The organism is Streptomyces sp. NPDC048142, from assembly GCF_043202835.1.
Lineage (GTDB): Bacteria > Actinomycetota > Actinomycetes > Streptomycetales > Streptomycetaceae > Streptomyces.
Genome location: NZ_JBIDBC010000021.1, coordinates 83,331 through 108,026 on the forward strand (window position 1 = coordinate 83,331; position 24,696 = coordinate 108,026).

Annotated in this window: 23 protein-coding genes; 8 read left to right on the forward strand and 15 right to left on the reverse strand. The window is 73.7% G+C overall.

The window, feature by feature from the left end; genetic code table 11:
- Positions 1-123: 123 nt before the first annotated feature.
- From ACGF2Y_RS24490 to sigE, 3 genes are all read right to left on the reverse strand, one after another.
- Complete coding sequence (locus ACGF2Y_RS24490; protein WP_392951209.1) at positions 124-1,998, reverse strand: trypsin-like peptidase domain-containing protein; 1,875 nt, start codon at positions 1,996-1,998, stop codon at positions 124-126.
- Between the two features lie 89 nt (positions 1,999-2,087).
- On the reverse strand, positions 2,088-3,149 hold the full coding sequence (locus ACGF2Y_RS24495) for a zf-HC2 domain-containing protein (RefSeq protein ID WP_392951212.1): 1,062 nt from the start codon (positions 3,147-3,149) through the stop codon (positions 2,088-2,090).
- The gene (sigE, locus tag ACGF2Y_RS24500) at positions 3,146-3,907 is read right to left on the reverse strand and encodes an RNA polymerase sigma factor SigE (protein ID WP_392951215.1); all 762 of its coding nucleotides are present in this window, start codon (positions 3,905-3,907) and stop codon (positions 3,146-3,148) included. Before sigE ends, ACGF2Y_RS24495 begins: the two co-directional genes overlap by 4 nt.
- A gap of 177 nt (positions 3,908-4,084) precedes the next feature.
- On the opposite strand from sigE, the gene ACGF2Y_RS24505 reads away from it, so the two are divergent.
- On the forward strand, positions 4,085-4,750 hold the full coding sequence (locus ACGF2Y_RS24505; RefSeq protein WP_392951218.1) for an O-methyltransferase: 666 nt from the start codon (positions 4,085-4,087) through the stop codon (positions 4,748-4,750).
- A 106-nt stretch (positions 4,751-4,856) separates the two neighbouring features.
- Here ACGF2Y_RS24505 and ACGF2Y_RS24510 read toward each other — a convergent pair whose 3' ends face one another.
- Positions 4,857-5,024 carry a DUF3117 domain-containing protein gene (locus ACGF2Y_RS24510; protein WP_003966491.1) on the reverse strand — a complete coding sequence of 56 codons (168 nt, stop codon included), beginning with the start codon at positions 5,022-5,024 and terminating at the stop codon, positions 4,857-4,859.
- Between the two features lie 316 nt (positions 5,025-5,340).
- On the opposite strand from ACGF2Y_RS24510, the gene ACGF2Y_RS24515 reads away from it, so the two are divergent.
- A complete protein-coding gene (locus tag ACGF2Y_RS24515; RefSeq protein WP_392951221.1) occupies positions 5,341-6,153 on the forward strand; it encodes an enoyl-CoA hydratase/isomerase family protein in 813 nt (270 codons plus the stop codon).
- Positions 6,154-6,160: 7 nt separating this feature from the next.
- Here the strand turns inward: ACGF2Y_RS24515 and ACGF2Y_RS24520 are convergent, their stop codons facing one another.
- Together ACGF2Y_RS24520 and ACGF2Y_RS24525 are read right to left on the reverse strand one after the other, a co-directional pair.
- Positions 6,161-6,757, reverse strand: a complete 597-nt coding sequence (locus ACGF2Y_RS24520) for a DNA-3-methyladenine glycosylase I (protein ID WP_392951224.1) — start codon at positions 6,755-6,757, stop codon at positions 6,161-6,163.
- Positions 6,754-7,209: a DivIVA domain-containing protein gene (locus tag ACGF2Y_RS24525; RefSeq protein ID WP_392951227.1), complete on the reverse strand. Its 456-nt coding sequence runs from the start codon at positions 7,207-7,209 to the stop codon at positions 6,754-6,756. Before ACGF2Y_RS24525 ends, ACGF2Y_RS24520 begins: the two co-directional genes overlap by 4 nt.
- Positions 7,210-7,273: 64 nt before the next feature.
- On the opposite strand from ACGF2Y_RS24525, the gene folP reads away from it, so the two are divergent.
- The gene (gene folP, locus ACGF2Y_RS24530) at positions 7,274-8,146 is read left to right on the forward strand and encodes a dihydropteroate synthase (protein ID WP_392951230.1); all 873 of its coding nucleotides are present in this window, start codon (positions 7,274-7,276) and stop codon (positions 8,144-8,146) included.
- Between the two features lie 171 nt (positions 8,147-8,317).
- Here the strand turns inward: folP and ACGF2Y_RS24535 are convergent, their stop codons facing one another.
- Positions 8,318-9,103 (reverse strand): TIGR00730 family Rossman fold protein, encoded by a 786-nt coding sequence (locus ACGF2Y_RS24535; protein ID WP_392951233.1) that lies wholly within the window; start codon positions 9,101-9,103, stop codon positions 8,318-8,320.
- Positions 9,104-9,202: 99 nt separating this feature from the next.
- Positions 9,203-10,282 (reverse strand): succinyl-diaminopimelate desuccinylase, encoded by a 1,080-nt coding sequence (gene dapE, locus ACGF2Y_RS24540; protein ID WP_392951236.1) that lies wholly within the window; start codon positions 10,280-10,282, stop codon positions 9,203-9,205.
- A gap of 61 nt (positions 10,283-10,343) precedes the next feature.
- Here dapE and ACGF2Y_RS24545 point away from each other — a divergent pair, with 61 nt between their 5' ends.
- Together ACGF2Y_RS24545 and ACGF2Y_RS24550 are read left to right on the forward strand one after the other, a co-directional pair.
- Complete coding sequence (locus tag ACGF2Y_RS24545) at positions 10,344-11,273, forward strand: hypothetical protein (RefSeq protein ID WP_392951239.1); 930 nt, start codon at positions 10,344-10,346, stop codon at positions 11,271-11,273.
- Between the two features lie 291 nt (positions 11,274-11,564).
- Positions 11,565-12,050: an ATP-binding protein gene (locus ACGF2Y_RS24550; RefSeq protein ID WP_392951242.1), complete on the forward strand. Its 486-nt coding sequence runs from the start codon at positions 11,565-11,567 to the stop codon at positions 12,048-12,050.
- Positions 12,051-12,145: 95 nt separating this feature from the next.
- Here ACGF2Y_RS24550 and dapC read toward each other — a convergent pair whose 3' ends face one another.
- Both dapC and fdxA read right to left on the reverse strand, forming a co-directional pair.
- On the reverse strand, positions 12,146-13,240 hold the full coding sequence (gene dapC / locus ACGF2Y_RS24555; protein WP_392951245.1) for a succinyldiaminopimelate transaminase: 1,095 nt from the start codon (positions 13,238-13,240) through the stop codon (positions 12,146-12,148).
- A 141-nt stretch (positions 13,241-13,381) separates the two neighbouring features.
- Positions 13,382-13,702: a ferredoxin gene (gene fdxA / locus ACGF2Y_RS24560; protein ID WP_018956287.1), complete on the reverse strand. Its 321-nt coding sequence runs from the start codon at positions 13,700-13,702 to the stop codon at positions 13,382-13,384.
- Positions 13,703-13,819: 117 nt separating this feature from the next.
- Here fdxA and ACGF2Y_RS24565 point away from each other — a divergent pair, with 117 nt between their 5' ends.
- From ACGF2Y_RS24565 to ACGF2Y_RS24575, 3 genes are all read left to right on the forward strand, one after another.
- Positions 13,820-14,848, forward strand: coding sequence for a GNAT family N-acetyltransferase (locus ACGF2Y_RS24565; protein WP_392951248.1), 1,029 nt, complete (start codon positions 13,820-13,822; stop codon positions 14,846-14,848).
- A gap of 222 nt (positions 14,849-15,070) precedes the next feature.
- Positions 15,071-15,952, forward strand: coding sequence for a tetratricopeptide repeat protein (locus tag ACGF2Y_RS24570; RefSeq protein ID WP_392951251.1), 882 nt, complete (start codon positions 15,071-15,073; stop codon positions 15,950-15,952).
- A 268-nt stretch (positions 15,953-16,220) separates the two neighbouring features.
- Complete coding sequence (locus ACGF2Y_RS24575) at positions 16,221-16,826, forward strand: LuxR C-terminal-related transcriptional regulator (protein WP_392951254.1); 606 nt, start codon at positions 16,221-16,223, stop codon at positions 16,824-16,826.
- Here ACGF2Y_RS24575 and ACGF2Y_RS24580 read toward each other — a convergent pair.
- The 5 genes from ACGF2Y_RS24580 to ACGF2Y_RS24600 all read right to left on the reverse strand — a co-directional run bounded on the left by ACGF2Y_RS24580 (position 16,795) and on the right by ACGF2Y_RS24600 (position 24,658).
- Positions 16,795-18,657, reverse strand: coding sequence for an ATP-binding cassette domain-containing protein (locus ACGF2Y_RS24580; protein ID WP_392951257.1), 1,863 nt, complete (start codon positions 18,655-18,657; stop codon positions 16,795-16,797). The genes ACGF2Y_RS24575 and ACGF2Y_RS24580 overlap by 32 nt on opposite strands.
- Positions 18,654-20,423, reverse strand: coding sequence for an ATP-binding cassette domain-containing protein (locus ACGF2Y_RS24585; RefSeq protein ID WP_392951260.1), 1,770 nt, complete (start codon positions 20,421-20,423; stop codon positions 18,654-18,656). The genes ACGF2Y_RS24580 and ACGF2Y_RS24585 overlap by 4 nt, the downstream gene beginning before the upstream one ends.
- 220 nt (positions 20,424-20,643) lie before the next feature.
- On the reverse strand, positions 20,644-20,775 hold the full coding sequence (locus tag ACGF2Y_RS24590) for a SapB/AmfS family lanthipeptide (RefSeq protein ID WP_392951263.1): 132 nt from the start codon (positions 20,773-20,775) through the stop codon (positions 20,644-20,646).
- A 68-nt stretch (positions 20,776-20,843) separates the two neighbouring features.
- On the reverse strand, positions 20,844-23,480 hold the full coding sequence (gene lanKC, locus ACGF2Y_RS24595; protein WP_392951266.1) for a class III lanthionine synthetase LanKC: 2,637 nt from the start codon (positions 23,478-23,480) through the stop codon (positions 20,844-20,846).
- A 200-nt stretch (positions 23,481-23,680) separates the two neighbouring features.
- Positions 23,681-24,658 (reverse strand): winged helix-turn-helix domain-containing protein, encoded by a 978-nt coding sequence (locus ACGF2Y_RS24600; protein WP_392951269.1) that lies wholly within the window; start codon positions 24,656-24,658, stop codon positions 23,681-23,683.
- Between the last annotated feature and the right edge of the window lie 38 nt (positions 24,659-24,696).

A 24,696-nucleotide genomic window follows, 5' to 3' on the forward strand; every position in this document is an offset into this window, starting at 1 on the left:
TGTTCTCCGTGCGATCGCGGCCCGGGTCCCCCAGCTGCCCGGACCGCTCAAAGGTACCTGTCGAAGGTGTCCGGGCGGTACCTCGCGGTGGCCGCCGGGCGGACGGTCGTGCGACGACTTCCCTCAGCTGCCGCTCGCCGAGCCGAGCGTCAGGGTCACGGTCTGTTCCTTGCCGCCGCGGGTCAGCTTGAGGTCGAGGTCGTCGCCGGGCCGGTGGGCCCGGATCTTCACGATCAGCTCCTCGCCGCTGTGCACGCGCTGGCCCTCGACCTGGGTGATGACGTCGCCGGACCTGATGCCCGCCTTGGCCGCGGGGCCGTCCTTCGCGACGGCGGGAGTGCCGTCGGCGCCCTTCGCGCCGACCTTGGCCCCGTCGCCGGTGTACTTCATGTCCAGCGTGACGCCGATGACCGGGTGGGTGGCCTTGCCGGTGCTGATCAGCTCCTCGGCGACTCGCTTGCCCTGGTTGATGGGTATCGCGAAACCGAGGCCGATCGAGCCGGACTGGCCGCCCGCCTCGGGGCCCCGGCCGCTGTCGGCCGCGCGGATGGCGCTGTTGATGCCGATGACATGGGCCTGGGTGTCGACCAGTGGTCCGCCGGAGTTGCCCGGGTTGATCGGGGCGTCGGTCTGGAGGGCGTCGACGTAGCTGATGTCGCTGCCGTCGCCCTTCTCGCCGCCCGCGGTGATCGGCCGCTGCTTGGCGCTGATGATGCCCGAGGTCACCGTGTTGGACAGGTCGAAGGGGGCGCCGATGGCCACCACCGGGTCGCCGACCTGGACGTTGTCGGAGTTGCCCAGGGGCAGGGGCTTGAGTCCGGATACCCCGCGGACCCGGACGACCGCGAGGTCGTAGCCGCTGTCCTTGCCGACGAGCTCCGCGGACGCCGTCTCGCCGCTGCTGAACGTCACGGTGATGTCGCCGCTGGACCCGGCCGGGGCGACGACGTGGTTGTTGGTGAGGATGTGGCCCTGGCCGTCGAGGACGAAGCCGGTGCCCGTGCCGGACTCGGCGGTGCCGCTGACGTGCAGGGTGACCACGCTGGGCAGGGCGCTGGCGGCGATGCCCGCGACGCTCTCGGGGGCCCGGTCGCCGTTGTCGCGGCCCGCCTGCGGCAGCTCGACGGTGGTCAGCCCGCCGTTGCGCTCGATGTACGCGCCGACTCCGCCGCCGATGCCGCTGGCCACCAGGGCCAGCAGGAGCACCCCCATGAAAGCCCCGCCCCGGCGCTTCTTCCCACGGCCGGACTCGACGCCCTCGGGGGGTCCCGGCCGGGACAGCGGCTGCCCCGGAGCACCCCACGGGTCGTACTGGAGCCACTGCGTGTGCTGCTGGGCAGGTGCTTGGGGCTGGGAGTGCGGGGGCGGGGGCGTGAACGCGTCTGCGGGCGCGGGCTGCGGGGATGCGAAGGCGTCGCCGGGCTGGGCGGGCGGGGGCGTGAACCCGTCGCCGGGCGCGGGCTGCGGTGCCGGGGTGGACGCCGGGGCCGGGGCCGGGATGCCGGCGCCGTTCGTCGCGGCGTACTGCGGGGCCGGTCCCGCGGCCCCCGGGGGTACGGCGGTGCCGTGGGCCGGGGTCGGCCGCTGCACCGGCGGGGCGGGCGCCCAGGGGCCGGGGCCGCCGTAGGGCGGGGTGCCGTACTCGTCGGGCTCGTGCAGCGGGGACCCGGACGGGCGGGGACCCGGGACCTCCCGGCCGCCGTGCTCGTCCGGCCGACCGGAGCTGTCGGAGCTGTCGGAGCTGTCGGAGCTGTCGGAGCTGTCGGAAGGCTGAGCCGCGGTCAGGGCCGGGTCAGGGGCCTGGGCCGGGGCCTGGGCCGTGTCCGGGGCGGCCGGCTCGCGGTCCTCGGTGGCCGGAACGTCCGGCAGGGCCGGTGCGGGCGCAGGCGGCCGGGCGTCGTCCCCCCGGTCGGCGGCGCCTGGCTCCCGCCCCGTGCCGTCCGCCGCGGGGCGGCTCCACCACTTCGCCTGCGGCCCGGTGGGCTTCCCGTCGTCCATGCTCTCCCCGCAACTGGCCTCTGCACGCCCCACAGAGGCGTCCCTCACCGGAATTCAACCAGGTTTACGAACCGTCGCGCAGGGTCCGGTCAGGGCCGGGGGGAAAGCGGGCTCGCCAGATCGTTGGCGGGCGAGCCCGGGGGCGGCCCCGGGGTGACCGCGGAAGGGTTCGTCCTCGGCACCGCACCGCTGCCGAGCGCCGCCGCCGGCAGCGGGGCGCCGGACATGGTCGGACGTATCAGCGGCGACACGGACACGTTCAGCGCGGGGAGCGTGAACGGGTGTGCGCCCGAGGGCGGGACGCCGAACAGCGTCGGAACGTTCGACGACCCCTCCTTGTCCACCGGAGGAGTGAGAACCGGAGCCACCGGGGTCGCCCCGGTGAGCGACCGCGGCATCCCGTTCGTCGCGGTGGGGGCCGTGCCGGATCCGGGCTGCCCGGCCGCCCGGCCCTCGCCGGTCACCGCGAGGGCGCCGCCGCCCCGGCGGCTGACCGCTTCGGTGCCGTTCTCGGCGCGGGTCCGGGCGTCGAGCGGGGTGACGTTGTTCCCGGCGCCCTCGGCGCGCAGGGAGGATTCGGGGCCGGAGTCCAGCGGCAGCGTGCCGCCCAGCGCGATGGCCGCGAGGGAGACGGCGCTGGCCGCGGCGAACGCGAAGCGCCGCCCGCGCCAGGGCGAGCGGTCCGCGTCGCGGGCCACCTCGTGTATCCGGAAGACCGAACCGGCCGCGGAGCCGCCGGGCAGCACGGCGGTGGAGCCGTGGGTGGCGGGGAGATATCCGAAGCCGTCCAGGGGGGAGCGCGCGGTGTCGGCGCGGGTGCTGCCGCCGGAGGGACGCAGCGCGGGGAAGAACTCGTCGGCGAAGGCTCCCCGGCCGCCGAACGGTCCGCCGGAGCCGGCGTCGTCGCCGCCAGGACCGCCGGGAAGGCCCTGCAGGCGGGCCAGGAACCCCTCGGAGGGCGACGGTGAGGCGGACATGGCGAAGGCGCTCTTGAGGCGGCGCTGGGCATCGGCCTCGGCCTTGCACCTGGCGCAGGTCGCCAGGTGGGCCAGGACCCGATCGCGGGCGTCGTGTTTCAGCTCGCCGTCGACCAGCGCGGCGAGGCGGTCCCCCAGGTGCGCTTCCGCGGGGGTGGGTCCGGTGTCGCTCACGCCGTTCCGCCCTCCCCCGCCAGGACCGCGTCCGCCAGGGAGCGCTGCTCGGCGCGGGCCTCGGGCGAACGGTGCTTGAGCGCCTTGCGCAGGTGCGAGCGGCCGCGGTGGATACGGCTGCGGACGGTGCCGAGCTTCACCCCGAGGGTCGCGGCGATCTCCTCGTAGCTGAGGCCCTCGATGTCACAGAGGACCACGGCCGCACGGAACTCGGGCGCGAGGGTGTCCAGCGCCTGCTGCACGTCGGCGTCGAAGTGGGTGTCGTTGAAGACCTGCTGCGGGGACGGCTCGCGGCTGGGCAGTCGCTCGGCCGCGTCGTCGCCGAGCGAGTCGAACCGGATGCGCTGCTTGCGCCGGACCATGTCCAGGAAGAGATTGGTCGTGATGCGGTGCAGCCAGCCCTCGAAGGTGCCGGGCGTGTACGTCGACAGCGAGCGGAACACCCGGACGAAGACCTCCTGGGTCAGATCCTCGGCGTCATGCTGGTTTCCCGTCAGCCGGTAGGCGAGGCGGTACACGCGGCTGCTGTGCGTGCTGACGATCTCTTCCCATGAGGGCGGGGTCCACGCCTGAGAGTCCGCATCAGAGGCGAAGGTCGCGGTCGGTGCGGAGTCTTCGGAAGAACGGTCAGCAATGTTGGTCACGGATTTCGGCTCACCGGCCGACCTGAGCAGGCGCCGCAGCACCCCGCCCCGGTCCACAGGCGCAGCCGCACCTCCCCTATCGGCTCTGGTGGAGTCCAGTGGAGCCCCTACCATAGCCACCTCGCCCGTTAGCTCCGGATAAGCCTTTTCCCTGATGGGGCCGGGCGTCACCCGGGACTTCCCCGCAGCTCGCCGGTCCGATCCGCGGACCCGGTCGCTGCGCTTTCCCCACTGCTTGCACAACGCCCGGTCCCATCTGCGGGTTCCCGGGTCCAGCGGATACAGTCACCGTTGCGCCAACTACGGGGACAGGAGAGGGTCATTACCGCCAACCGGCAGACGAGCTGGGCGTTCGCCGACGCCTTTGTCGCCGAGGACGAAGCACTGCACGGGGCCCGGGAGCGGGCTCGCGAGCTGGGGCTTCGCTCGGTGTCACCGGGCACCGGCGCCGCTCTGCGCCTGCTGGCCGCCGCCGCGGACGCCAAAGCGGTGGCGGAGATCGGCACGGGCACCGGCGTGTCCGGCATGTATCTTCTGCACGGAATGCGGCGGGACGGGGTCCTGACCACGGTGGACCCCGAGCCCGAGCGTCAGCAGTTCGCCCGGGAGGCGTTCCGCGAGGCGGGCTTCGCCACCAACCGGGCCCGGTTCATCCCCGGCCGCGCCCTGGACGTCCTGCCCCGGCTCGCGGACGGCGGTTACGACCTCGTCTTCTGCGACGGCGACCGGCTGGAGAGCCTCGATGTGCTCGCTGAATCGTTGCGCCTGCTGCGGCCCGGCGGCCTGGTCTGCTTCGAGGGCGTCTTCGCGGACGGCCGTACCGTCGACTCCGCGGCCCAGCCGGCCGAGGTGCTGCGGCTGCGGGAGCTGCTGCGGGCGGTGCGCGAGAGCCAGGAGCTGATGTCGGCCCTGCTGCCGGTCGGCGACGGCCTGCTCTGCGCGGTCCGGCGCGGCTGAGCACCGTGGATCCTCGGCTTCGGGTCCTCGGCTTCCTCATCAGGACGCACCACTGCCCGGTACGGATTCCGTACCGGGCAGTGGTGAAGGTGATGGGCGTTCCGCGTCAGCCGACGACCTTCTTCAGCGCGTCGCCGAGGGCATCGGCCTCGTCCGGAGTCAGCTCGACAACAAGCCGACCGCCGCCTTCGAGCGGAACGCGCATGACGATGCCCCGCCCCTCCTTTGTCACCTCGAGCGGGCCGTCGCCCGTCCGCGGCTTCATGGCCGCCATGCTCGTTCCCCTTCCTGAAACCAGCTCATCGCAACCGGCGGCCCCATGACAGGCGCTGCCTCACCGGCATCGAACACATTGCTTCTTCGCCATTATCCCGCATCAATGACCCGGATGACCAACATCGGTCTGCATCGCTTGCGCAACGCGCTCTCTCAAAACCACCCAATTCGGCGATCCGGCTGCGATACTGCGCCGCCCCGGACCTCCAGGTGAGAGCCAATTGTTAGACGCAGGTCACATCTCTGCCCATCCCCGCATCGGCCATGCTTGCCTCCAGTGGCAACGATGCCCGAGCAGCGAGGGGATACCGGAAATGGCCGACGAGCCGGCGAACACCGTCCTGTACGACGTGAGCGAGGGTCTCGCGACGATCACGATCAACCGACCCGGCGCGATGAACGCCATGAACACCGCGGCGAAGGTCGCGCTGCGGGACGCGCTGCTGGAGGCGTCGGCGGACACGGACGTCCGGGCGGTGCTGCTCACGGCCACCGGGCGCGCCTTCTGCGTCGGCCAGGACCTCAAGGAGCACGTCGCCTCGCTCACGGCCACCCGCGAGGCGGGCAGCGGCAACGCGCTGAGCACGGTGCGGGAGCACTACAACCCGATCGTCCGGGCGATCACCGAGATGGCGAAGCCGGTCGTCGCCGGGGTGAACGGCGTCGCGGCCGGGGCCGGGTTCGGTTTCGCCCTGGCGGCCGACTACCGGGTGGTCGCCGACACCGCTTCCTTCAACACCTCGTTCGCGGGCGTCGCCCTCAGCGCCGACTCGGGCGTGTCCTGGACCCTGCCCCGGCTGATCGGGCCGAGCCGCGCCGCCGATCTGCTGTTCTTCCCGCGTTCGGTCTCCGCGCAGGACGCCTTGGAGCTGGGTCTCGTCAACCGTGTCGTCCCGGCGGCCGAGCTGGCCGAGCAGGCGGCCGAGGTCGCCCGTACCCTCGCCGACGGCCCCACGGTGGCGTACGCGGCGCTGAAGGAGTCGATGGCGTACGGCGCCGGGCACACGCTCGCCGAGGCGCTGGAGAAGGAGGACGAACTCCAGACCCGGGCGGGCGCGTCGCAGGACCACACCATCGCGGTGGAGGCGTTCCTGGCCAAGGAGAAGCCCGTCTACCTCGGGAAGTAGCCCCGGCTCAGCGCGGTGGGCTGCCGCCGCCGCGCGCCACGCAGTCCGCGAGGTGGTCGTCGACCAGTCCGCAGGCCTGCATCAGTGCGTAGGCGGTGGTGGGGCCGACGAAGCGGATCGAGCGCTTCTTCAGCTCCTTGGCGAGCGCGGTGGACTCCGGCGTGACGGCCGGAACGTCCGACAGCGTGCGCGGGACGGGCCGGCCGGCCGGGTCGGGGGCGTAGGACCAGATCAGCTCGTCCAGCTCCCCGGCCGGCCAGTCGGCGAGCACCTTCGCGTTGGCGAGGGTCGCGTCGACCTTGGCCTTGTTGCGGATGATCCCCGGGTCGGCCAGGAGCCGCTCCCGGTCGGTGTCGGTGAACTTCGCGACCGCCTCGATCCGGAATCCCTCGAACGCGGTACGGAAGGTCTCGCGGCGGCGCAGGATCGTGAGCCAGGAGAGCCCGGACTGGAAGGCCTCCAGGCAGAGCCGTTCGAACAGGGCGTCGTCCCCGTGGACCGCCCGGCCCCACTCGGTGTCGTGGTAGTCGAGGTAGTCCTCGGTGGACAGGCCCCACGGGCAGCGCAGCCCGCCGTCGGGGGCGGCCAGGGCTCCGCCGCTCATCGCCCGTCCTCCTCGGTGCGGCCGGGGCCGCCGGTCTGCTGGTCGCCCGGCCCGGCGGGCCGGTCGCCCGGCTGCTCGAAGAGGTCGGTGCTCTTCGTCAACGCGGCCGCCTGTGCCCCGGCCAGGCTGGATTCCAGCTCCGCGATCCGGGCGTCGCGCTCGGCCAGCTCGGCGCCGAGCCGGGACAGCGCCTCGTCGACGTCCGCCATCCGGTAGCCGCGGGGGGCCATCGGCAGGCGCAGCGCCTCGACGTCCGCCCGGCCGACCGGGCGGGTCGCGGGCAGCGGGTCAATGAACCGCTCGGGCGGAACATCCCGGAGCACGGCGCTGCCCCCGCCGCCGACCACCGCGAGGGTGACCGCGGTGACGACCACGACCATCGTGAGCAGCAAGAACCAGAACACGCGCATCTCCCCGGGGGCGGAAACCTCGTCCGGCTCCGATCGTGCCATGCGGCACTGACCGATCGGGCCGACCGTTAGGGTCGCAGGCGGGCTACTGAGGAGGAAACACGGGATGCGAAGCGGTGCACTCAGGCTGGGGCGGCGGGAGTTCGGTCCGCACGAGCCGGTGATCATGGCGATCGTGAACCGGACCCCGGACTCCTTCTACGACCAGGGCGCCACCTTCGGGGATGGGCCGGCGCTCGCCCGGGTCGAGCAGGCGGTGGCCGATGGCGCCGCGATCATCGACATCGGCGGGGTGAAGGCGGGCCCCGGCGAGGAGGTGAGCGCCGGGGAGGAGGCGCACCGCACGGTCGGGTTCGTCGCCGAGGTCCGCCGCCGCCACCCGGACGTGGTGATCAGCGTGGACACCTGGCGGCACGACGTGGGCGAGGCGGTCTGCGAGGCCGGGGCGGACCTGCTGAACGACGCGTGGGGCGGGGTGGACCCGAAGCTGGCGGAGGTCGCAGCGCGGTACGGGGCGGGTCTGGTGTGCACGCACGCGGGCGGCTCGGAGCCGCGGACCCGGCCGCACCGGATCGCGTACGAGGACGTGATGGCGGACATCCTGCGGGTGACGGTGGGGCTGGCCGAGCGGGCGGTGGAGCTCGGGGTGCGGCCGGACGGGATCATGATCGATCCGGGTCACGACTTCGGGAAGAACACCCGGCACTCGCTGGAGGCGACGCGGCGGCTCGGCGAGATGACGGAGACCGGGTGGCCGGTGCTGGTGTCCCTGTCCAACAAGGACTTCGTCGGGGAGACGCTGGACCGGCCGGTGAAGGAGCGGGTGATCGGCACGCTGGCGACGACGGCGGTATCGGCGTGGCTGGGGGCGCAGGTGTACCGGGTGCATGAGGTGGCGGAGACACGGCAGGTGCTGGACATGGTGGCGTCGATTGCCGGACATCGGCCTCCGGCCGTGGCACGGAGGGGGCTGGCGTAGGGCCTGGCGCCTAGCGCCTGCCCGGCGGGGCCCGGGGCCGCTGCCCCTGGACCCCGCTCCTCAAGCGCCGGAGGGGCTGAAAGATGTCCTCAAGCGCCGGACGGGCTCGGCTCTGCCGAACGCGCTCAGTTTTACCGGACGGGCTCGGTTCTGCCGGGCAGGCTCAGCCGTTCACCGCCCGACCTCCTTCGTGACCAGCGTCACCGCTTCTTCCACGTCGTCCGTCACGTGGAAGAGCATCAGGTCCTTCTCCGACGCCTTGCCCTGGGCCACCACCGTGTCGCGCAGCCAGTCGATCAGGCCGCCCCAGTAGGCGGTGCCGAACAGGACGATCGGGAAGCGGGTGACCTTGCCGGTCTGGACGAGGGTCAGCGCCTCGAAGAGTTCGTCCAGGGTGCCGAGGCCGCCGGGCAGGACCACGAAGCCCTGGGCGTACTTCACGAACATCGTCTTGCGGACGAAGAAGTAGCGGAAGTTGACGCCGATGTCGACGTGCGGGTTGAGGCCCGACTCGAAGGGCAGCTCGATGCCGAGGCCGACCGAGACGCCCTTCGCCTCCCGGGCGCCCTTGTTGGCGGCCTCCATCGCGCCCGGACCGCCGCCGGTGATCACCGCGAAGCCCGCGTCGACCAGCGCCTTGCCGATCGCCACCCCGGCCTCGTACTCCGGCGAGCCGGCCGGGGTGCGGGCCGAGCCGAAGACGCTGATCGCGCTCGGCAGTTCGGCGAGTGCGCCGAAGCCCTCGACGAACTCCGACTGGATGCGCATCACCCGCCAGGGGTCGGTGTGCACCCACTCGGAATCACCCTCGGAGTCCAGCAGCCGCTGGTCGGTCGTGCCGGGCTGGACCTGCTCCCTTCGGCGCAGGACCGGGCCCAGCCACTTTTCCTCGGGGCTGACCGCGCCCTCGGGAACTTCCGCACCCTCAGGGATCCGTGCGTCCTCGGCGTTGCCCATGTTCCGCTCCCTCCACCGACCCGCGTCGTGCTGGGTCGTGTCGTACTGCGTGCGGCCAGCGTAGATCGGCGGAGGTTACGTACGGGGGAATGCCGTGCGTCAGGTGGTCAGCCAGGAGCGCAGCCGGTCCTCGCAGTGGGTGATCCTCTCGACGGCCACGTGCTCGTCGCGCTTGTGGGCGTACATCGGGTCGCCCGGCCCGTAGTTCACCGCGGGCACGCCGAGCGCGCCGAAGCGGGAGACGTCGGTCCAGCCGAACTTGGGGCGGGCGGTGCCGCCGACGGCGGCCATGAACGCCTGGGCGGCGGGGTGCGAGAGGCCGGGCATGGCCGCGCCGGAGTGGTCGTCGACGACGAATTCCGCCACCCCGCAGCCGGCGAAGACCTCGCGGACGTGGGCGACCGCCTCCTCCTCGGTGCGGTCGGGGGCGTAGCGGTAGTTGACGACGACGGTGCAGGCGTCCGGGATGACGTTGGTGGCGACGCCGCCCTCGATGCCGACGGCGTTGAGCCCCTCGCGGTATTCGAGGCCGTCGATGACCGGGCGGCGGGGCTCGTACGCGGCGAGCCTCGCCAGGACCGGGGCGGCGGCGTGGACGGCGTTGGAGCCCCGCCAGCCGCGTGCGGAGTGGGCCCTCTCCCCCGTCGTCCGCAGGTGGACCCGCAGCGTGCCCTGGCAGCCGCCCTCGACCTCGCCGTCGGAGGGCTCCAGGAGGACGGCGAAGTCTCCGGCGAGCCACTCGGGGTGGGCGTCGGCGATGTGGCCGAGCCCGTTGAGGTGCGCGGCGACCTCTTCGTTGTCGTAGAAGATGAAGGTCAGGTCGCGGTTGGGCTCGGGGACCGTCGCGGCGATCCGGAGCTGGACGGCGACGCCGGACTTCATGTCGGAGGTCCCGCAGCCCCAGAGGATCCCGTTGCCGTCGAGGCGGGAGGGGACGTTGTCGGCGATCGGCACGGTGTCGATGTGCCCGGCGAGGACGACACGTTCGGCGCGGCCCAGGTCCGTGCGGGCGACGACGTTGTTGCCGTGGCGGTCGACGGTGAGGTGCGGCAGGGCGCGCAGGGCCGATTCGACCGCGTCGGCGAGGGCCTTCTCCTCCCCGCTGACCGAGGGGAAGTCGACGAGCCGGGCGGTGAGCGCCGGTCCGTCCAGGGTGAGGTCAAGGGTGCTGTCGGCCATGGACCCGACCCTAAGCGACAGGGGTATCGGCCCCGGCCGGGCCCTCCAGTACGGTGGGCCCGTGCCCCGGACAGCCAGCCCCGCCCGCCGCAGCCGCATCGTCCGATTCGCGGCTGCCTTCGCCGTGCTCGCGGCCCTGGGCGGCTATCTGGCCGTGCAGTACGACTCCTCCGGCTCGAAGAACCGGCCCCGCTGCGTCGTCGAGGCCACCGAAGAGGACGGCGGTACATCGCACACGTACGAGATGAGCCTGGCCCAGGCGGTGAACGCGGCGACGATCTCCGCGGTCGGCACCACCCGGGGCATGCCCGAGCGGGCGGTGACGATCGCGCTGGCCACCGCGCTCCAGGAGTCCACGCTCCGCAATATCGACTACGGGGACCGGGACTCGCTGGGGCTGTTCCAGCAGCGCCCCTCGCAGGGCTGGGGCACGCCCGCGCAGCTCATGGACCCCGTCTACTCCTCCGGCGAGTTCTACGACCATCTCGCCGAGGTCCCGGGCTACTCGCGGCTGCCGCTGACCGTGGCCGCGCAGCGCGTGCAGCGCAGTGGTTTCCCGCAGGCGTACGCGAAGCACGAGCCGGACGCCGCGCTGCTGGCCGCCGCGCTGACGGGGCGCAGTCCCGCCGCGCTGAACTGCACCCCGTCGACGGCCACGGCGGACGGTCCCGGGGACGCCTCGCGGGTGCGGGCCGAGCTGGTGCGCGCCTTCGGCGAGGACGTGCTGCCCGACGCGGTGGCCGCGGGCTCGTCCGCCGCCTCGACCGTGTCGGTGCCCGTCCCGGCGACCGCGGAACGGGCCGAGGACAAGGCCTCGCCGCGACGCGGCTGGGAGCTGGCGCACTGGGCCGTGGCGCAGTCCGAGGCGCTGCGGATCGAGCGCGTGAGCTACGCGAACCGGGTCTGGGACGCCGGTACGGGCTGGCGGACGGAACGCTCGAAGGGTACGGAAACGGACACGGCGGCGGTCAGGATCAAGGTCGCTCAGTAGTACGGCCCGTCACCCGTTCGGACCCTGGCAGCCAGGGCTCCGGACCTTTTCCGCGCGACTTCCCACAACCTTGTGGGCCTGCTCCGATTCCCTTGTGGCCCAGGGGAAGTGACGGTTCATCGGGCTTCGGCGGTATGGATTGTTTGCCCGGGTTCTTCCGCTGCGGATAATCGGACCCATTACTCAGTCTTTACCTTTGCCCACCGCAACCTTCCCCTCCCCCGAAGCGGTTGATCAGTGCGTCCGATCACCGGACAGACAGATTCGCGCACAACCCGCTGAAGGAGCATCATGTCCCTCCCCCTGACCCGTCGGATCGCTCGTGCCGCGCTGCTGATCGCCGCAGGCGCGGCCCCCGTGGTCGGTGCGGCCGGCGCCGCGAGCGCCGCAGATCTCCCGGCGACCCCGGACCTGGGCGGTCTGACCGCGCTGGACGGTGCGGGTCTCGGCGCCACCGTGGACAGCGCCGCCCAGCAGGGCACCAAGGCGGCAGGCGAGACCGGCGGCCGGCTCGTCGGCACGGCGGTTCCCGCCGCGGGCCAGACCCTCGGCAAGTCCGCCGCGGTGGCCGTCCCGGCCGCCCAGGAGACCGTCGGCCAGGCCGCGGGCAACGCGGGCCAGGCCGTGGGGGGTGTGACCGACGCAGCCGGTGGTGGTCTGCCCACCGACGCCCTCACCCAGGGCGGTCTGCCCACGGACGCGCTCGGCGGCGGCCTGCCCACCGACGCCCTCACCAAGGGCGGTCTGCCGCTGGGCGGCCTGCCGATCGGCGGCTGATCCACCCGCCCGCACCAGGAACGCGCCGAGGGCCTCGGGAGTGCGCACTCCCGAGGCCCTCGGCGCGTTTCCGCCGCCCGCGGCGGCGACCCCGGTCAGGACAGGCGCTTGACCGCCGCCGCCACCCGCTCGTCGGTCGCGGTGAACGCCACCCGGACGAAGCTCGCGCCCGCCGGGCCGTAGAAGTCGCCGGGCGCCACCAGGATGCCCCGCTCCGCGAGGTACGCCACGGTCTCCCAGCACGGCTCGTCGCGGGTCGCCCACAGGTAGAGGCTCGCCTCGCTGTGCTCGATCCGGAAGCCGTGCGCCTCCAGGGCCGCGCGCAGGGCGAGGCGCCGGTCCGCGTAACGGGAGCGCTGCTCGGACACGTGCACGTCGTCACCGAGGGCGGCGACGGCGGCGGCCTGGACAGGGGCGGGCGTCATCATCCCGCCGTGCTTGCGGATCAGCAGCAGCTCGCCGAGGACGGCCGCGTCGCCCGCGATGAAGGCGGCCCGGTATCCGGCCAGGTTGGAGCGCTTGGAGAGCGAATGGACCGCCACGATGCCGTCGTAGTGACCGCCGCAGACGTCCGGGTGGAGTACCGAGACCGGCTCGGCGTCCCAGCCCAGCTCCAGGTAGCACTCGTCGCTGAAGACCAGCACGCCGTGCTCGCGCGCCCAGGCGACGATCCGGGTCAGCTCGTCCTTGGGCAGCACCTTCCCGGTCGGGTTGGACGGCGAGTTGAGCCAGAGCAGCTTCAGCCCCGCCGGGTCCAGCTCGGTCGGGTCGTCGTAGACGACGGGCTCCGCGCCGCAGAGCCGGGCGCCGACCTCGTACGTCGGGTAGGCGAGCCGGGGGTAGGCCACCTTGTCGCCCGCGCCGAGCCCGAGCTGCGTCGGCAGCCAGGCCACCAGCTCCTTGGAACCGACGACGGGCAGCACGTTGGCGTGGGTCACGCCGGCCGCGCCGAGGCGGCGCTCCACCCAGCCGGTGAGCGCGTCCCGCAGGGCCTCGGTGCCCCACACCGTCGGATAGCCGGGGCTGTCCGCCGCGGCGACCAGCGCCCGCCGGACCAGCTCGGGTACCGGGTCGACCGGGGTGCCGACGGACAGGTCCACGATGCCGTCCGGGTGGGCCTGGGCCGTCGACTTGTAGGGCGCGAGCTTGTCCCAGGGGAAGACCGGGAGGCGGGAGGAGACTGCGGACACGGCGTTCTGCTTTCTCGGGTGTTCTCGTACGGGCGGCGGCGGAACGGGCGCACGGTGAGACCCCCGGCGGTACGGGGAAACGCCTCGGTCCCGCACGGTGACAAGCCGTACGGGACCGGGCTGCGCGCGTGGTGCCGCCGGTTACTGGTTCTGCGGCGGCAGTGCGGCGATGAACGCGTGGTCGCGCTCGATGAGGCCGAGCTTGGAAGCACCGCCCGGCGAGCCGAGGTCGTCGAAGAACTCGACGTTCGCCTTGTAGTAGTCCTTCCACTCCTCCGGAGTGTCGTCCTCGTAGAAGATGGCCTCGACCGGGCAGACCGGCTCACAGGCTCCGCAGTCGACGCACTCGTCCGGGTGGATGTACAAGGACCGCTGGCCCTCGTAGATGCAGTCGACGGGGCACTCTTCGATGCAGGCCTTGTCCTTCACGTCGACACAAGGCTGCGCGATGACGTAGGTCACGCTGTCGTTCCTCCTCGGTAGGGCGTTGGCTCTCGCGCGGGAGCGCGGCGTCGTCGATGCCCGCACCTAGTATCTCCGTTCTCTGGCACGATCCGAACAGGAGGGGCGGACAGAGCTGTGGAATTCACCATCGGCGGACGGCTGGAAGTCCGCATCACACCCGCTGACGTGGGCAAACGCGTGTCCGTGCGACGGCGGACGGACAGTGACGGCACGGGCGCGGAATTCACCGACGCGGTCGGTGTGCTCACATCATGGGACAACGGTGTGCTCTCGATCACACGAAAGAGCGGCGAATCCGTCCACATCGTGGAATCGTCCCTGGTGGCGGGCAAGGTCGTGCCCGCCGCCCCGGCCCGCCGGCGCGGCCCCGCCGCCTCCTTCGAGGAACTGGCCGTCCACGCCGCGCGCGCCTGGCAGCCCGTGGAGAGCGAAGCGCTGGGCGACTGGCGGCTGCGCGCCGCCGGGGGCTTCACCCGGCGCGCCAACTCCGTGCTTCCGCTCGGCGATCCGGGCCTGCCGCTCGACGAGGCGCTCGGCCGGGTCCGCGACTGGTACGCGGAACGGGGCCTGCCCGCGTACGTCCAGACGGCGACCGGGGCCGAGGGCACGCAGGAGATCCTGTGCGCGGAGCTGGAGCGGCACGGCTGGCGGCGCGAGGTCTCGGCCCAGATGCTGACCGCCGCGCTGGCGCCGGTCGGTGACCTGGAGGCGGACGTGTCGGCGGTCCGCCTGACCCGCGAGCCGGACGCGGCCTGGCTCACCCGCTACCAGCGCTTCTCCACCCCCGGCCCCCACGTGCTGCGGGTGCTGGGCAGCGGCCCTTCGGTCTGGTTCGCCACGGTGCCGGGGGACGCGGCAGCGCCGGGCACTTCCGACGCTGGTCCGGCGGCCGCGCCCGCGGCGATCGGACGGTGTGTCGTGGACGGGCGGTGGGCGGGGTTCATGGCCGTCGAGGTCGCTCCGGAGCAGCGGCGGCGCGGTCTCGCCACCACCGTGATGACCGCGCTCGCGCGCCGGGCGCTGGACGAGGGCGCCTCGGCGGCCTGGCTCCAGGTGGAGGAGGACAATGAAGGGGCGCGGGCGTTGTACGACGGCATGGGCTTCGCGGCCCACCACCGCTACCACCACTACCGCTCGGCGTGAGGGACCAGGCGGTGGACCGCCGGACGGTGGTCGCAGGGACGTGAGCCACCCGGATGTGGGTCACCGGGACGCGGGCCATAGGGACGCGGGCCACCTGAACGCGAGCCGCCGGAACGCGGGCCACGGGCACCTGGGTCATAGGGACGCGGGCCACCTGAACGCGAGGCACCGGAACGTGGGCCACAGGGACGTGGACCACCGGGACAGGGACGTGGGTCGCATATGAGCGCGCTGGATTCCGGGACGGCCGAGCGGCGGCGGCAGTTCGCCGAGGAGGCCCGGTCCGAGCGGCCGGACCTCGCCCTCCTGTGCCTGCTGCTGGGCGCGGAGGCCGGACCGGTGGGCCCGGCCGAAGTCCGCGCGGTGACCCCGGGGGAGGCCGACCCCGACCCGTACGGCATCGATGCCGCGCAGATCGAGCTGGACCGGCTGGCGGGCCTGCTGCCCCACGGCTCCGGGTCCCCCGCCGCCTGGGCCTCGGCCCTGGCCGAACTGCTGGGCGAACGCTGCGGATTCGGCGGCTCGCCGGCCGACTACCAGCGGCTGGACTCCTCGCTGCTCCAGCAGGTGCTGCGCCGCCGCCGGGGCCTGCCGATCCTGCTGTCGGTCGTCTGGATCGAGGTGGCCCGGCGGGCGGGCGCGCCGGTGTACGGGGTGGCGCTGCCGGGCCATTTCGTGGTCGGCTTCGGCGATCAGGAGCACCTGGTGCTGGCCGATCCGTTCACCGGGGGCGCGCCGCTGACCGGTCAGGGTGCGGAGCTGCTGGTCACCGGGGTGAGCGGGGCGGCCCTTGAGCCGTCGATGATGACGCCCGCACGCCCGCTGGAGATCGTGCTGCGGATCCTGAACAACGTCCGGGCGTGGGCGGCGGCCCGGCCCGAGCGCACGGATGTGGCCCTGTGGGCGGTGGAGCTGTCGCTGCTCCTGCCCTCGCATCCGGCCAGGCTCCGCTACGAGCGCGCCCAGCTCCTCGTCCAGCGCGGTGAATTCCTGCGCGGGGCGGCGGAGATGGAGGAATACGCGGAGATCCTCGACGGAATCGAACCGACGACGGCCGAGACCATCCGGCGCAAGGCTCATGCCGCGCGCGCCCTGCTGAACTGAACCGGCTGTCCGGAGGGGAAAGCCGCGGAATCCGCCCTGCGCCTGCCCTCCGGACGCCCCGGGTGGTGAGGCGGATGGGCCCGTGGGCGATGTGCGCTCCCGTTTTGCATCCGAACGCCCCCATCCGCGCCCAACGGGGGCGTTATTCAGCCCGTTCGTCGGCGAACGCGAATGCCCATGCGCTCAACTGGAAACCCGTCACCGGATGCGTTCAGTCCGTCGCACTCCGCGTCGGTCGGGCCGGAAGAGAAAAGCTGAGGGCAGATCGATGACAACCGTACTGTTGATCCACACCGTGCCGCTGTGGCGCGCATCTTTGGCCTCACTCCTCGGCACGGGACGGGGAATAGAGGTCCGCACCGCCGAACACGGTGCGATACGGGCCGAGCTGAGTGGGCCGGGCCCCGACGTGATCCTCACCGACCTCGACTGTCCGGGCACACTGGACGTCCTGGACGAGGTGAAGGCGAGGACCGCACCGGACGGTGGGCCGTATCCGCTCGCCGTGCTCACCCGGAGCGACCGGCCGCGCGGTCTGCGGCGGGCGTACGAGGCGGGAGCGCTCGGCTACATCGACAAGTACCGCCCGGTGGACGACCTGTCCGAGGTGATGCACAAACTGGCGGACGGCGGACGGTATATCGACGAGTCGCTGGCCTTCAGCCTCTTGCAGGTGGCCGACATGCCGTTATCACCGCGGGAATTGAGCGTGCTCTCGATGGCCGAAGGGGGTGACACCGTGGCCGGGATAGCCGCTCGACTGCACCTGACGCCGGGGACGGTCCGCAACTACCTGGCCGCGGCCATACGGAAGTCCGGGGCGCGCAATCGGCTGGACGCGATCAGGCGGGCGAAGGAGGCGGGGTGGATCTGATGCCGCGTTCCTGGCCGCGTTCCTCCTCGGGCTCCTCCGGACCCGGCGGCTCCTCCGGATCCTCCGGTTTCCAGAGGCCGGACAGATCCCGGTAGAGGGCACAGGAGCGCAGGAGCTCGTCAGGGGTGCCGCACTGGGTGCGCGGGCCGTCCATCACCAGGGTCCGCCCGGCGCGGCGGGCCGAGCCGAGCCGGTGGGCGACGACGACCAGCGCTCCCGGCAGGGCCCCGAACGCCAGCTCGGCGCGGGTCTCGGCGGCCGGGTCGAGCCGGCTGGTGGCCTCGTCGAGGATCAGCAGCGGCGGGGCGGCGAGGTAGGCCCGGCCCAGGGCTATGAGTTGCCGTTCGCCCTGGGAGAGCCGGTCCGGTTCGAGCGTCGCGTCCAGGGAGCCGAGCCGGGAGAGCAGCGCGTCCAGGCCGAGTGTGTCCGCCATGGCCGCGATCTCCCGGTCGCCGGCGTCGGGGCGGAGGTAGCGGAGGTTGTCCCGCAGCGAGCCGCTGAACACGTAGGCGTGCTGGGGCAGCAGAACGCGTACGGACGTGGCGTCGGCCGGGCGCGCCGGCCGCCCTTGCCACCGTACCGCTCCCCCGGTGGGCCGCTCGGTCCCGGCGAGGACGGCGGCCAGGGTCGACTTGCCGCTGCCGCTCGGTCCGACGACGGCGAGGTGCTCCCCCGCCGCGATGGTCAGGGAGAGCCGGTCCAGGACGGGCTGGGCACCGGGCCCGTACGCGAAGGTGACCTCGTGGAGTTCGGCGACCGGGGTTCCGCGCGGCGGCGGGGCGGCGTCCCGGGCGGGCGGCGGGTCCTCGGCGGGCGGGGGCGGCGCGTCCGTGAACCGGTCCAGGACCACGACGAGTCGGCCCCCGACGGTGCCCAGCATGGTCATCAGGGCCTGGACGGCGGGGGCGAGCGCCTGGGTGAGATAGGTCAGCGCGCCGACCAGCGCGCCCGGGGTGAGCCCGTTCCGCAGCAGCCAGGGCGCCGCAAGGAGCAGCAGGAGCGGTGGGAACCGGCCGCAGACGGCGAGTGCCAGCACCCGTACGGCCGACCAGCGGGCCAGCGAACGGGAGGCGGCGAGCTGCACGCCGGCGAGGGTCCGGGACTCGGCCACCGTCCGCCCGGCGGCCCCGGCGGCGGCGATGTCCCGTACGGAGACGGCGAGCCGGCCGGCGTGGGCGGCGTACGCCTCGTCGGCGGCGAGGTAGTCGCGCTGGCGGGCGGCCATCGGCGGCAGGGTGCCGAGGAACAGGGCGGCCCCCAGGAGCAGCGGGGGCAGCACGATCAGGAGGAGGGCGGGCGAGAGGGCCAGTAGACCGGTGACGGCCCCGGCGGCCGTGAACACGAACGAGCGCAGCGTCAGGACGAGTCCGGCCCAGCCGTCCCGGGCGATCTCACTCTGATGGGTGACCTGCGACAGGGACCGGGTGCTGACGTCGCCGGAGCGTTCGAGCGCGCCGGACAGCGCCCGGGACACGGCGCGCCGGACCAGCCCGTCGCGCAGCGGCTCCACCAGGTCCGCGAGCCGGCTGAACACGCCGCGTGCGGCGGGTACGGAGGGCAGCACGGCGATCGCGGCGAGGGCCAGCCAGAGGAGGCCGGTGAGCGGGCGTCCGGCCAGGAAGCCGTCGTCGAGCGCGCGGGCGACCCCGAACCCGCCGAGGAAGGTCTGCGCGAACTCCAGCAGGGACCAGCCGGCCAGCCGCAGGACCACGCCGGTGCGGACCCGCAGGAAGGCCCGGGCCTCGCGGCCGACCCGGCGCAGCGAGCCGTCGCGCCGGGGGCGGGCCGCGGGTTGCGCGGCGGGCCTGGGGCGGGCCTCCTCGCCCTTCACCGGGCCTCCGCTCCTGCGACCGGCGCCAGGGGTGCACGGCTCGCGGGAACAGTGCCCTCGGCGGTTGCGTCCGTGCGGAAGACCGCGCGGTAGTCCGGGTCCGCCCACAGCTCGTCGTGGCGGCCCGTCGCGCGGAGCCGGCCGTCCTCCAGCCAGGCGACCTGGTCCGCCCGCGCGGCCGAGGACAGCCGGTGGGCGACGATGATCCGGGTGCAGCGGCCGGCCCGGGCGTCGAGCGCGCGCCGGACGTGGTGCTCGGTCACGGTGTCGAGGCTGGACAGCGCGTCGTCGAGGATCATCAGGCGGCCCGGGTGGGCGAACGCGCGTGCCAGTCCGAGACGTTGGCGTTCGCCACCGGAGAGCGGGGCGTCGGCGACCGGGGTCGCGTAGCCGTACGGGAGCAGCGCGAGGAACCCGTCGGCGCGGGCCGCGCGGGCGGCGTCGCGTACGGCTTCGGGCGAGGCGGTCCAGGGCCCGTAGGCGATCGTGTCCTCGACGGTGGCGCCGGGGAGGGCGGGGCGGGCGAAGGCGTATGCCACCTCGCGGCGCAGCCTGGCCGGTTCCATGCCGTCCATCGGGACGCTGTCCAGCAGCACACTGCCGGTGTCCGGGTCGAGCAGCCGCCCGGCGACCGCGGCGAGCACCGACTTGCCGGAGCCGGAGCGCCCGACGACGGCCAGGGAGGTGCCGCCGGGGACGGTCAGGTGGACGCCGGTCAGCAGCGGGCCGCCGTCCTGTTCGACGCCGACGTCCCGGAGTTCGAGGCGTCCGGGGGCGTCGGGCACCGGGCGAAGGCCGCGGTGCGGCAGCGGTGCGAGGGTGAGGAGGGGCTCCAGGCTCCGCGCGGCCGCGCGGCTGCGGGCGAGGGCGCCCAGGGCGCCGGTCAGGGCGCCGATGCCGACGGCGAGGCTCGCGTAGCGGGAGGCGGCGACCAGGTCGCCGACGCCGATCGCGCCCGCGTGGAGCCGTAGCCCGGCGACCGCGAGGACCAGCAGGAGGAGCAGCGGCAGCAGGAGGCCGCTGCGGCCGACGGCCCGCCCGTACACGGTCCAGGTGCGTCTGCCGTGTTCGGCGAGGGCGGACAGGGGTTCCAGCACGCGGCGGTGCTCGCGGGCGCCGGTTCGGGCGGCGCGGATGGTGTCGGCGCCCTCCAGGGCCTCGGTGAGCCGGTGGGCGATGAGCGACTGGGCGCGCTGGTAGTCGGCCCCGGCGTCGGCGGTCCGGCGGGTGAAGGTGCGCAGCAGCGCGACGAGGAGGGGTGCGCCCAGGAGCAGGGCGGCGGCCGTCCAGACGTCGATGAGGAGGAGTCCGGCGATCGCGCCGAGCGGGAGCAGGACGCCCGCGACGGCTCCGGCGGCGGTGACGGGCGCGGACGCGGCGTCGGCGGTGCGGGCGGTGAGCCGGGCGGCGAGGTCGCCGGTGGGCAGGGCGAGTGCCCGGCGGGGTTCGGCGGCCAGGATCCGGGCGGCGGTGCGGGTGCGCAGGGACGCGGTGAGCCGGGCGGTGGTGGTCGTGCCGGTCACGGCGGCCACCGCGTCGAACCCGGTCTCGGCGAGGGTCAGGGCGGCGCAGAGCAGCAGCCCGGACCAGGGCACGGGACCGCCGGAGACGAGCCGGTCGACGGTGTGGCCCAGGGCGGCGGGCAGGGCGAGGGCGGCGAGCGCCCCGCCGGTGGAGCAGAGGAGGAGCCCGAGGAGGGCGGCCGGGTGCTGCCGGGCGAGCCGCCGGATGCCGGACGCCGCCGCGGGGCGGGGTGTCAGTCGCACGCGGTCCTCCTTCCGGGGCCCGTCCCGGTCCGGGGCACTGCTCGGTGGCTGCGGCGCAGCGGGAATCCGCCGCGTGGCCTGTGCCGGTACGGAACTCCGGCTCGGGACCTGTGAGGACCGGTACGGACGCCACCGGTCCCGGGCGGACGAACCGCTCGGAACCGGCGGACGGGCCGCCCGGTCCGCCGGTGCGATCACCGGCAGACCGGGCGGCGGGGTGTCACGGGGTGCAGAGGGTCACGCTGAGGGAGCTGTACTCACAGACCAGCAGCGAGACCTGGCTGCCCGTGGCAAGCTCGCCGAAGGACTCCTCGGCCTGAGTCTCCATCACCTGAAGGTCCAGAAGCGCCATGATGGTGTTCCTTTCTTGGACGGTAACCGGAACTAGCTGCTCCGGTTGTGTTCCGAGCGGTTGTGCTGCTACGACCCCTGAGGGAGCCGGTCCGTGGGGCCGCTCGCGCGGCCGGGGTACGCCGCCCGGGGTGCGGCGAGGAAGGGAAGCGTGGCGGACCCGCCCAGCGCGCTGCCCAGGGCGAGCAGGCAGCCGGCGGTTCCGGTGGCCAGGTCCATCGACAGCCGCATCAACTGCTCGCCGGGGAAGGCGAGGCCACCTTCGTACGCGAGTGCGTGGCTGGACAGGAGTCGGGTGTGGAGGCCGATCGCCCGCTCTCGGGCCGCTTCGTCGCACAAGGGTGTGGCCGCCAAGTGCATGAGGAGTCCGGCCGAGCCGCGCAGGAGTCCGGGCTGGACGTAGAAGGCGGAGAGCGCGGCCGGGAGCAGGGCGTGGCCCGCGGCCTCCAGCTCCCGGTCGGGGCGGTGGGCCAGAAGGGCGTCGATGACGGCCGCGATGCCGGCGCTGCCCGCTCCGAGGTACGGCATCAGCCGCTTGCCCTCGACGACGAGGAGTTCACCGTCGTCGCCCGCCCGGCACCGGTCCACCTCGCGCCGCAGCGCGGCTGCCGCCATGTCGAGCAGGGCGGTGTCCCCGGTGGTCTCGTACCGGCGGATCAGCAGCAGGGCGACCCCGCTCGCACCGTGGAGGAGTCCGGTCCGGGGCGACGGTGGGCCTTCCATGAGCGCCCGGACGGCGAGAGCGGTGCAGTGGGCGGCCGCGGCGGCCAGCGCCTGGCCCTCGGCGGCGGGGGCGGTGCGGGCCAGGTCGTCGAGGGCGAGGCCGATGCCGGCGTAACCGCTGTGCAGACCCGGCGCCAGCCCTTCCAGGGGCTGGTCGAGGATGATCCGGGTGAGGTCGGCGGCCTCGGCGGTGCGGCCGATCCGGTGCAGGGTCCAGGCGATGCCGGTGAGTCCGTCGTAGAAGCCGAGGGGGCTGCCGGACGCCGGGGCCTTGGCGTGCCGCAGGAGCCAGTCCTCGGCCGGTTCGCACGGCGGGGCACCCGTCTCGTGGAGGGCGTAGAGCACTCCGGCCGCCCCGTACGCGAAGGACTGGCCGCCGGTGGCCGTGGCGAACTGGGCGATGTCGCCGGGGAAGCACCGGTCGTCGCGGTCGGGCGTGCAGGAGGCGGCGATGGCCCGGACCATGGCGTCACGGCTGCGCGGCCAGTCGCCGGGGACCGGGACGGAGGCAGGAGCGGAAGCAGGAGCGGCCTGGACGTCGGGCTCCGCCGTGTCGCGCAGGATCTCCGCGACCGCGGGCCGCAGTGTCTCCTCGGTGACCGGGAAGATGCGTGCGATGTCCCCCGCCAGGCCGACGGACTTCGTGCGGTCGATGCCGAAGAGCGTGGTGAGCGGCAGGTACAGGGCGAGCCGCAGACAGGCCAGCGCGTAGCGGTCGATGTCGGCGCCGCGCCGGTCGGGCGGGGCCACGAAGGCCGGGTTGGCGACGATCTGGCGGCGCTGGTCGACGGCCGGGAAGGCGGCCTCGAAGTCGAGCAGGACGACCCGGGAGGTCTCTTCGTCGACCATGACGTTGCTCATGTGCAGGTCGCTGATGACGATGCCACGGGCGTGTACGGCCTCGACGGCGCGCTCGATCCGCCCGTACAGCTCCTCGGCCCACGCGGCGTGCTCGGCGAGCAGTTCCGGGGCGGGGTCCTGCCGGGCGAGCGGGAAGCGGCGGGCGAAGACGGTGTTCAGGGTGACGCCCGGTATGTACGCCAGGACCAGGAAGTGGTGGTCGCCGACCTCGAACACGTCCCGGACGGCCGGTACGCAGTCAAGCCCGGCCAGCTGCTCCAGCGCGGTCCTCTCGCGCTCCAGCCGGGCCACGGCGTCCGCCCCGTCGGCGGCCAGACCTGCGTACGGGCGGGCCTCCTTGAGGACTACCTGCTCGCCGGTACGGGTGTCGCGGCCGAGGTAGACCCCGCCGCCGTTGGAGAAGTGCAGCGCCTTCTCCACGGTGTACGGCAGGTCCGCGAGGCCCACGGCGGCGCGGGCTTCGAGATGCGGCATGAGGAAGCCGGGCGGGGTCACCCATGAGGGGACGCGGAAGGACGGGCCCCGGTCGTCGGGGACGAGCCGGCCCCGCGGATCGGCGACGGCGGGCACGGGCCGCCCGTCCGGGCCGGCGCAGAAGCGGGCGGCGAATGCCCCGTACCGGGTGTGCACGGGCCCGTTCCCGCAGCGCAGATCGCTCAGGATGTACGGGCCGTGCTCGCCCTCCAGCAGCTGCGTGAGGGCGGTGCACACCTCGGGGAACGCCTCGTCGGACGGCGGGTAGACGGTGATGAACTTCCCGCTGCCCGCCCGGTCCGCGTACTTGGCGTTGCGCAGGGCCAGCAGCCCCGGACTCGGTACGCACTTGAAGGCCAGCCGGTGTTCCAGGCAGTGGGCAAGAACCCGGTCCAGCACGGAGGCCGCGTTGTCGAGGGCGGCGGAGACGTGGATCTTCCAGCCCTGGGGCGGCAGCCGCAGCCCGTCGGGGCTGTACGAGAGCCAGTCGCCGCGCCGGGAGCGCGTCCAGCCCCGGGGTGCGGCGCCACGGAGCGGCGCGTAGTACGAGCGTTCCTCGTCGGCGACTCCGCCCGGACCGGAGAAGCGGTGGGGCGCGTCGTAGAAGCGGCGGTCCGCCTGGCAGTACGCGGCGTACTCCGGATTCACGCACGGTCCCCTCGCTCGGTTCTTTCGCGGCGAGAGAGAAACTGTCACAACGATGAGTGGTGCCCATAGTCACTGTTGTCACGACTCGTACATGCGCACCAAGCATGCGGAACGCACCGTGTGCCGATGCGCTTCCGGCGGTCGCCCAGCCGGGGACGGGTGCGAGCCGGGGGCGTGCGCGGGGCGCTCTCAGCTCTCCTCTAGCCCACACCGTGCACCAGCACGTCCCCCGCGTCCGTACGGAAATAGAGCACGGAGCGGCCCGCCCGGCGGCGGCGGACCAGCCCGGCGTCCAGCAGGATCCGCAGATGACGGCCCACCGAGCCCAGCCCCTGCCCGGTCAGCGCGACGAGCTGGGTCGTGCTGAGCGGGGAGGCCAGCAGTAGCAGGACGGCCGCCCGCGCCGGGCCGATCAGCGCGCCCAGGGCCGCGGGCACGGGAACGCGCCCGGCCTCGGCGAGCGCGCCGGAACACGGGTACACCACCCCGTAACGGCGCGGGATGTCCCAGCAGACCCAGCACTGGTACGGCGTGACGGGGATGAACAGCAGTTGGGCGCGGCCCAGTTCGCGGGGCGGGTTGTCGTAGGTGTTGATCTGGAGCCGGCTGTCTCCCAGCCAGCGGACTCCGGGCCGCATACCGTTCAGCGCCTCGGCCCAGCCGCCCCGCCCCAGCTGCGCGGCGCGGGCGATCACATCGGCCTCCAGGATCCGCTGCCGCCTCGGCCAGTCGGGCAGCACGGTGTGCGTCCAGACCCACTCCACGGCGTCGGCGGCGCGCTCGGCCAGGTCGTCCCGGTCCAGTGCGGCGGGCAACGGGCCGCGCAGCGCCTCGGCCAGCTCGGCGCGGGCCAGGTCGGGCGGGGTCGCCCGGATCCGGGCGACCTCCTCGGCGAAGGCGGGTTGGGCCCGGCCCGGCGGGGTGGGGACCGGGGCGGGGATGAGGAAGTCGGCGATCCAACGGGGCGCGAGGGCGGCGCGGATCACCAGCGCGGAGAGCGGATCGTCGGCCGCCCGCTGCCGGTACGCGGGCAGGTGGGTCTCCAGCCAGGCGCGCTCCCCCGGGTGCGCGGCGGTGGCCCGCTCCAGGAGCAGCAGGCACGCGACGACCTCGGCGAGCGGCGAGACGACGAACCGGCTGTTCGCGAGCGTGTCCGCGCTGACCTGCCACCAGCCCACGCGCTCCCGCCTCCCTCTTCCCCTGTACGCGCTTCCCG

Coding starts and splice junctions, on each gene's coding strand:
- ACGF2Y_RS24510 (WP_003966491.1), bottom strand. CDS start 5,024: ATGGCGGCCATGAAGCCGCGGACGGGCGACGGCCCGCTCGAGGTGACA.
- ACGF2Y_RS24525 (WP_392951227.1), bottom strand. CDS start 7,209: ATGGCACGATCGGAGCCGGACGAGGTTTCCGCCCCCGGGGAGATGCGC.
- ACGF2Y_RS24535 (WP_392951233.1), bottom strand. CDS start 9,103: ATGGGCAACGCCGAGGACGCACGGATCCCTGAGGGTGCGGAAGTTCCC.
- ACGF2Y_RS24550 (WP_392951242.1), top strand. CDS start 11,565: ATGTCCCTCCCCCTGACCCGTCGGATCGCTCGTGCCGCGCTGCTGATC.
- dapE (WP_392951236.1), bottom strand. CDS start 10,282: ATGGCCGACAGCACCCTTGACCTCACCCTGGACGGACCGGCGCTCACC.
- ACGF2Y_RS24520 (WP_392951224.1), bottom strand. CDS start 6,757: ATGAGCGGCGGAGCCCTGGCCGCCCCCGACGGCGGGCTGCGCTGCCCG.
- ACGF2Y_RS24575 (WP_392951254.1), top strand. CDS start 16,221: ATGACAACCGTACTGTTGATCCACACCGTGCCGCTGTGGCGCGCATCT.
- folP (WP_392951230.1), top strand. CDS start 7,274: ATGCGAAGCGGTGCACTCAGGCTGGGGCGGCGGGAGTTCGGTCCGCAC.
- ACGF2Y_RS24515 (WP_392951221.1), top strand. CDS start 5,341: ATGGCCGACGAGCCGGCGAACACCGTCCTGTACGACGTGAGCGAGGGT.
- sigE (WP_392951215.1), bottom strand. CDS start 3,907: ATGGTAGGGGCTCCACTGGACTCCACCAGAGCCGATAGGGGAGGTGCG.
- ACGF2Y_RS24590 (WP_392951263.1), bottom strand. CDS start 20,775: ATGGCGCTTCTGGACCTTCAGGTGATGGAGACTCAGGCCGAGGAGTCC.
- ACGF2Y_RS24490 (WP_392951209.1), bottom strand. CDS start 1,998: ATGGACGACGGGAAGCCCACCGGGCCGCAGGCGAAGTGGTGGAGCCGC.
- ACGF2Y_RS24570 (WP_392951251.1), top strand. CDS start 15,071: ATGAGCGCGCTGGATTCCGGGACGGCCGAGCGGCGGCGGCAGTTCGCC.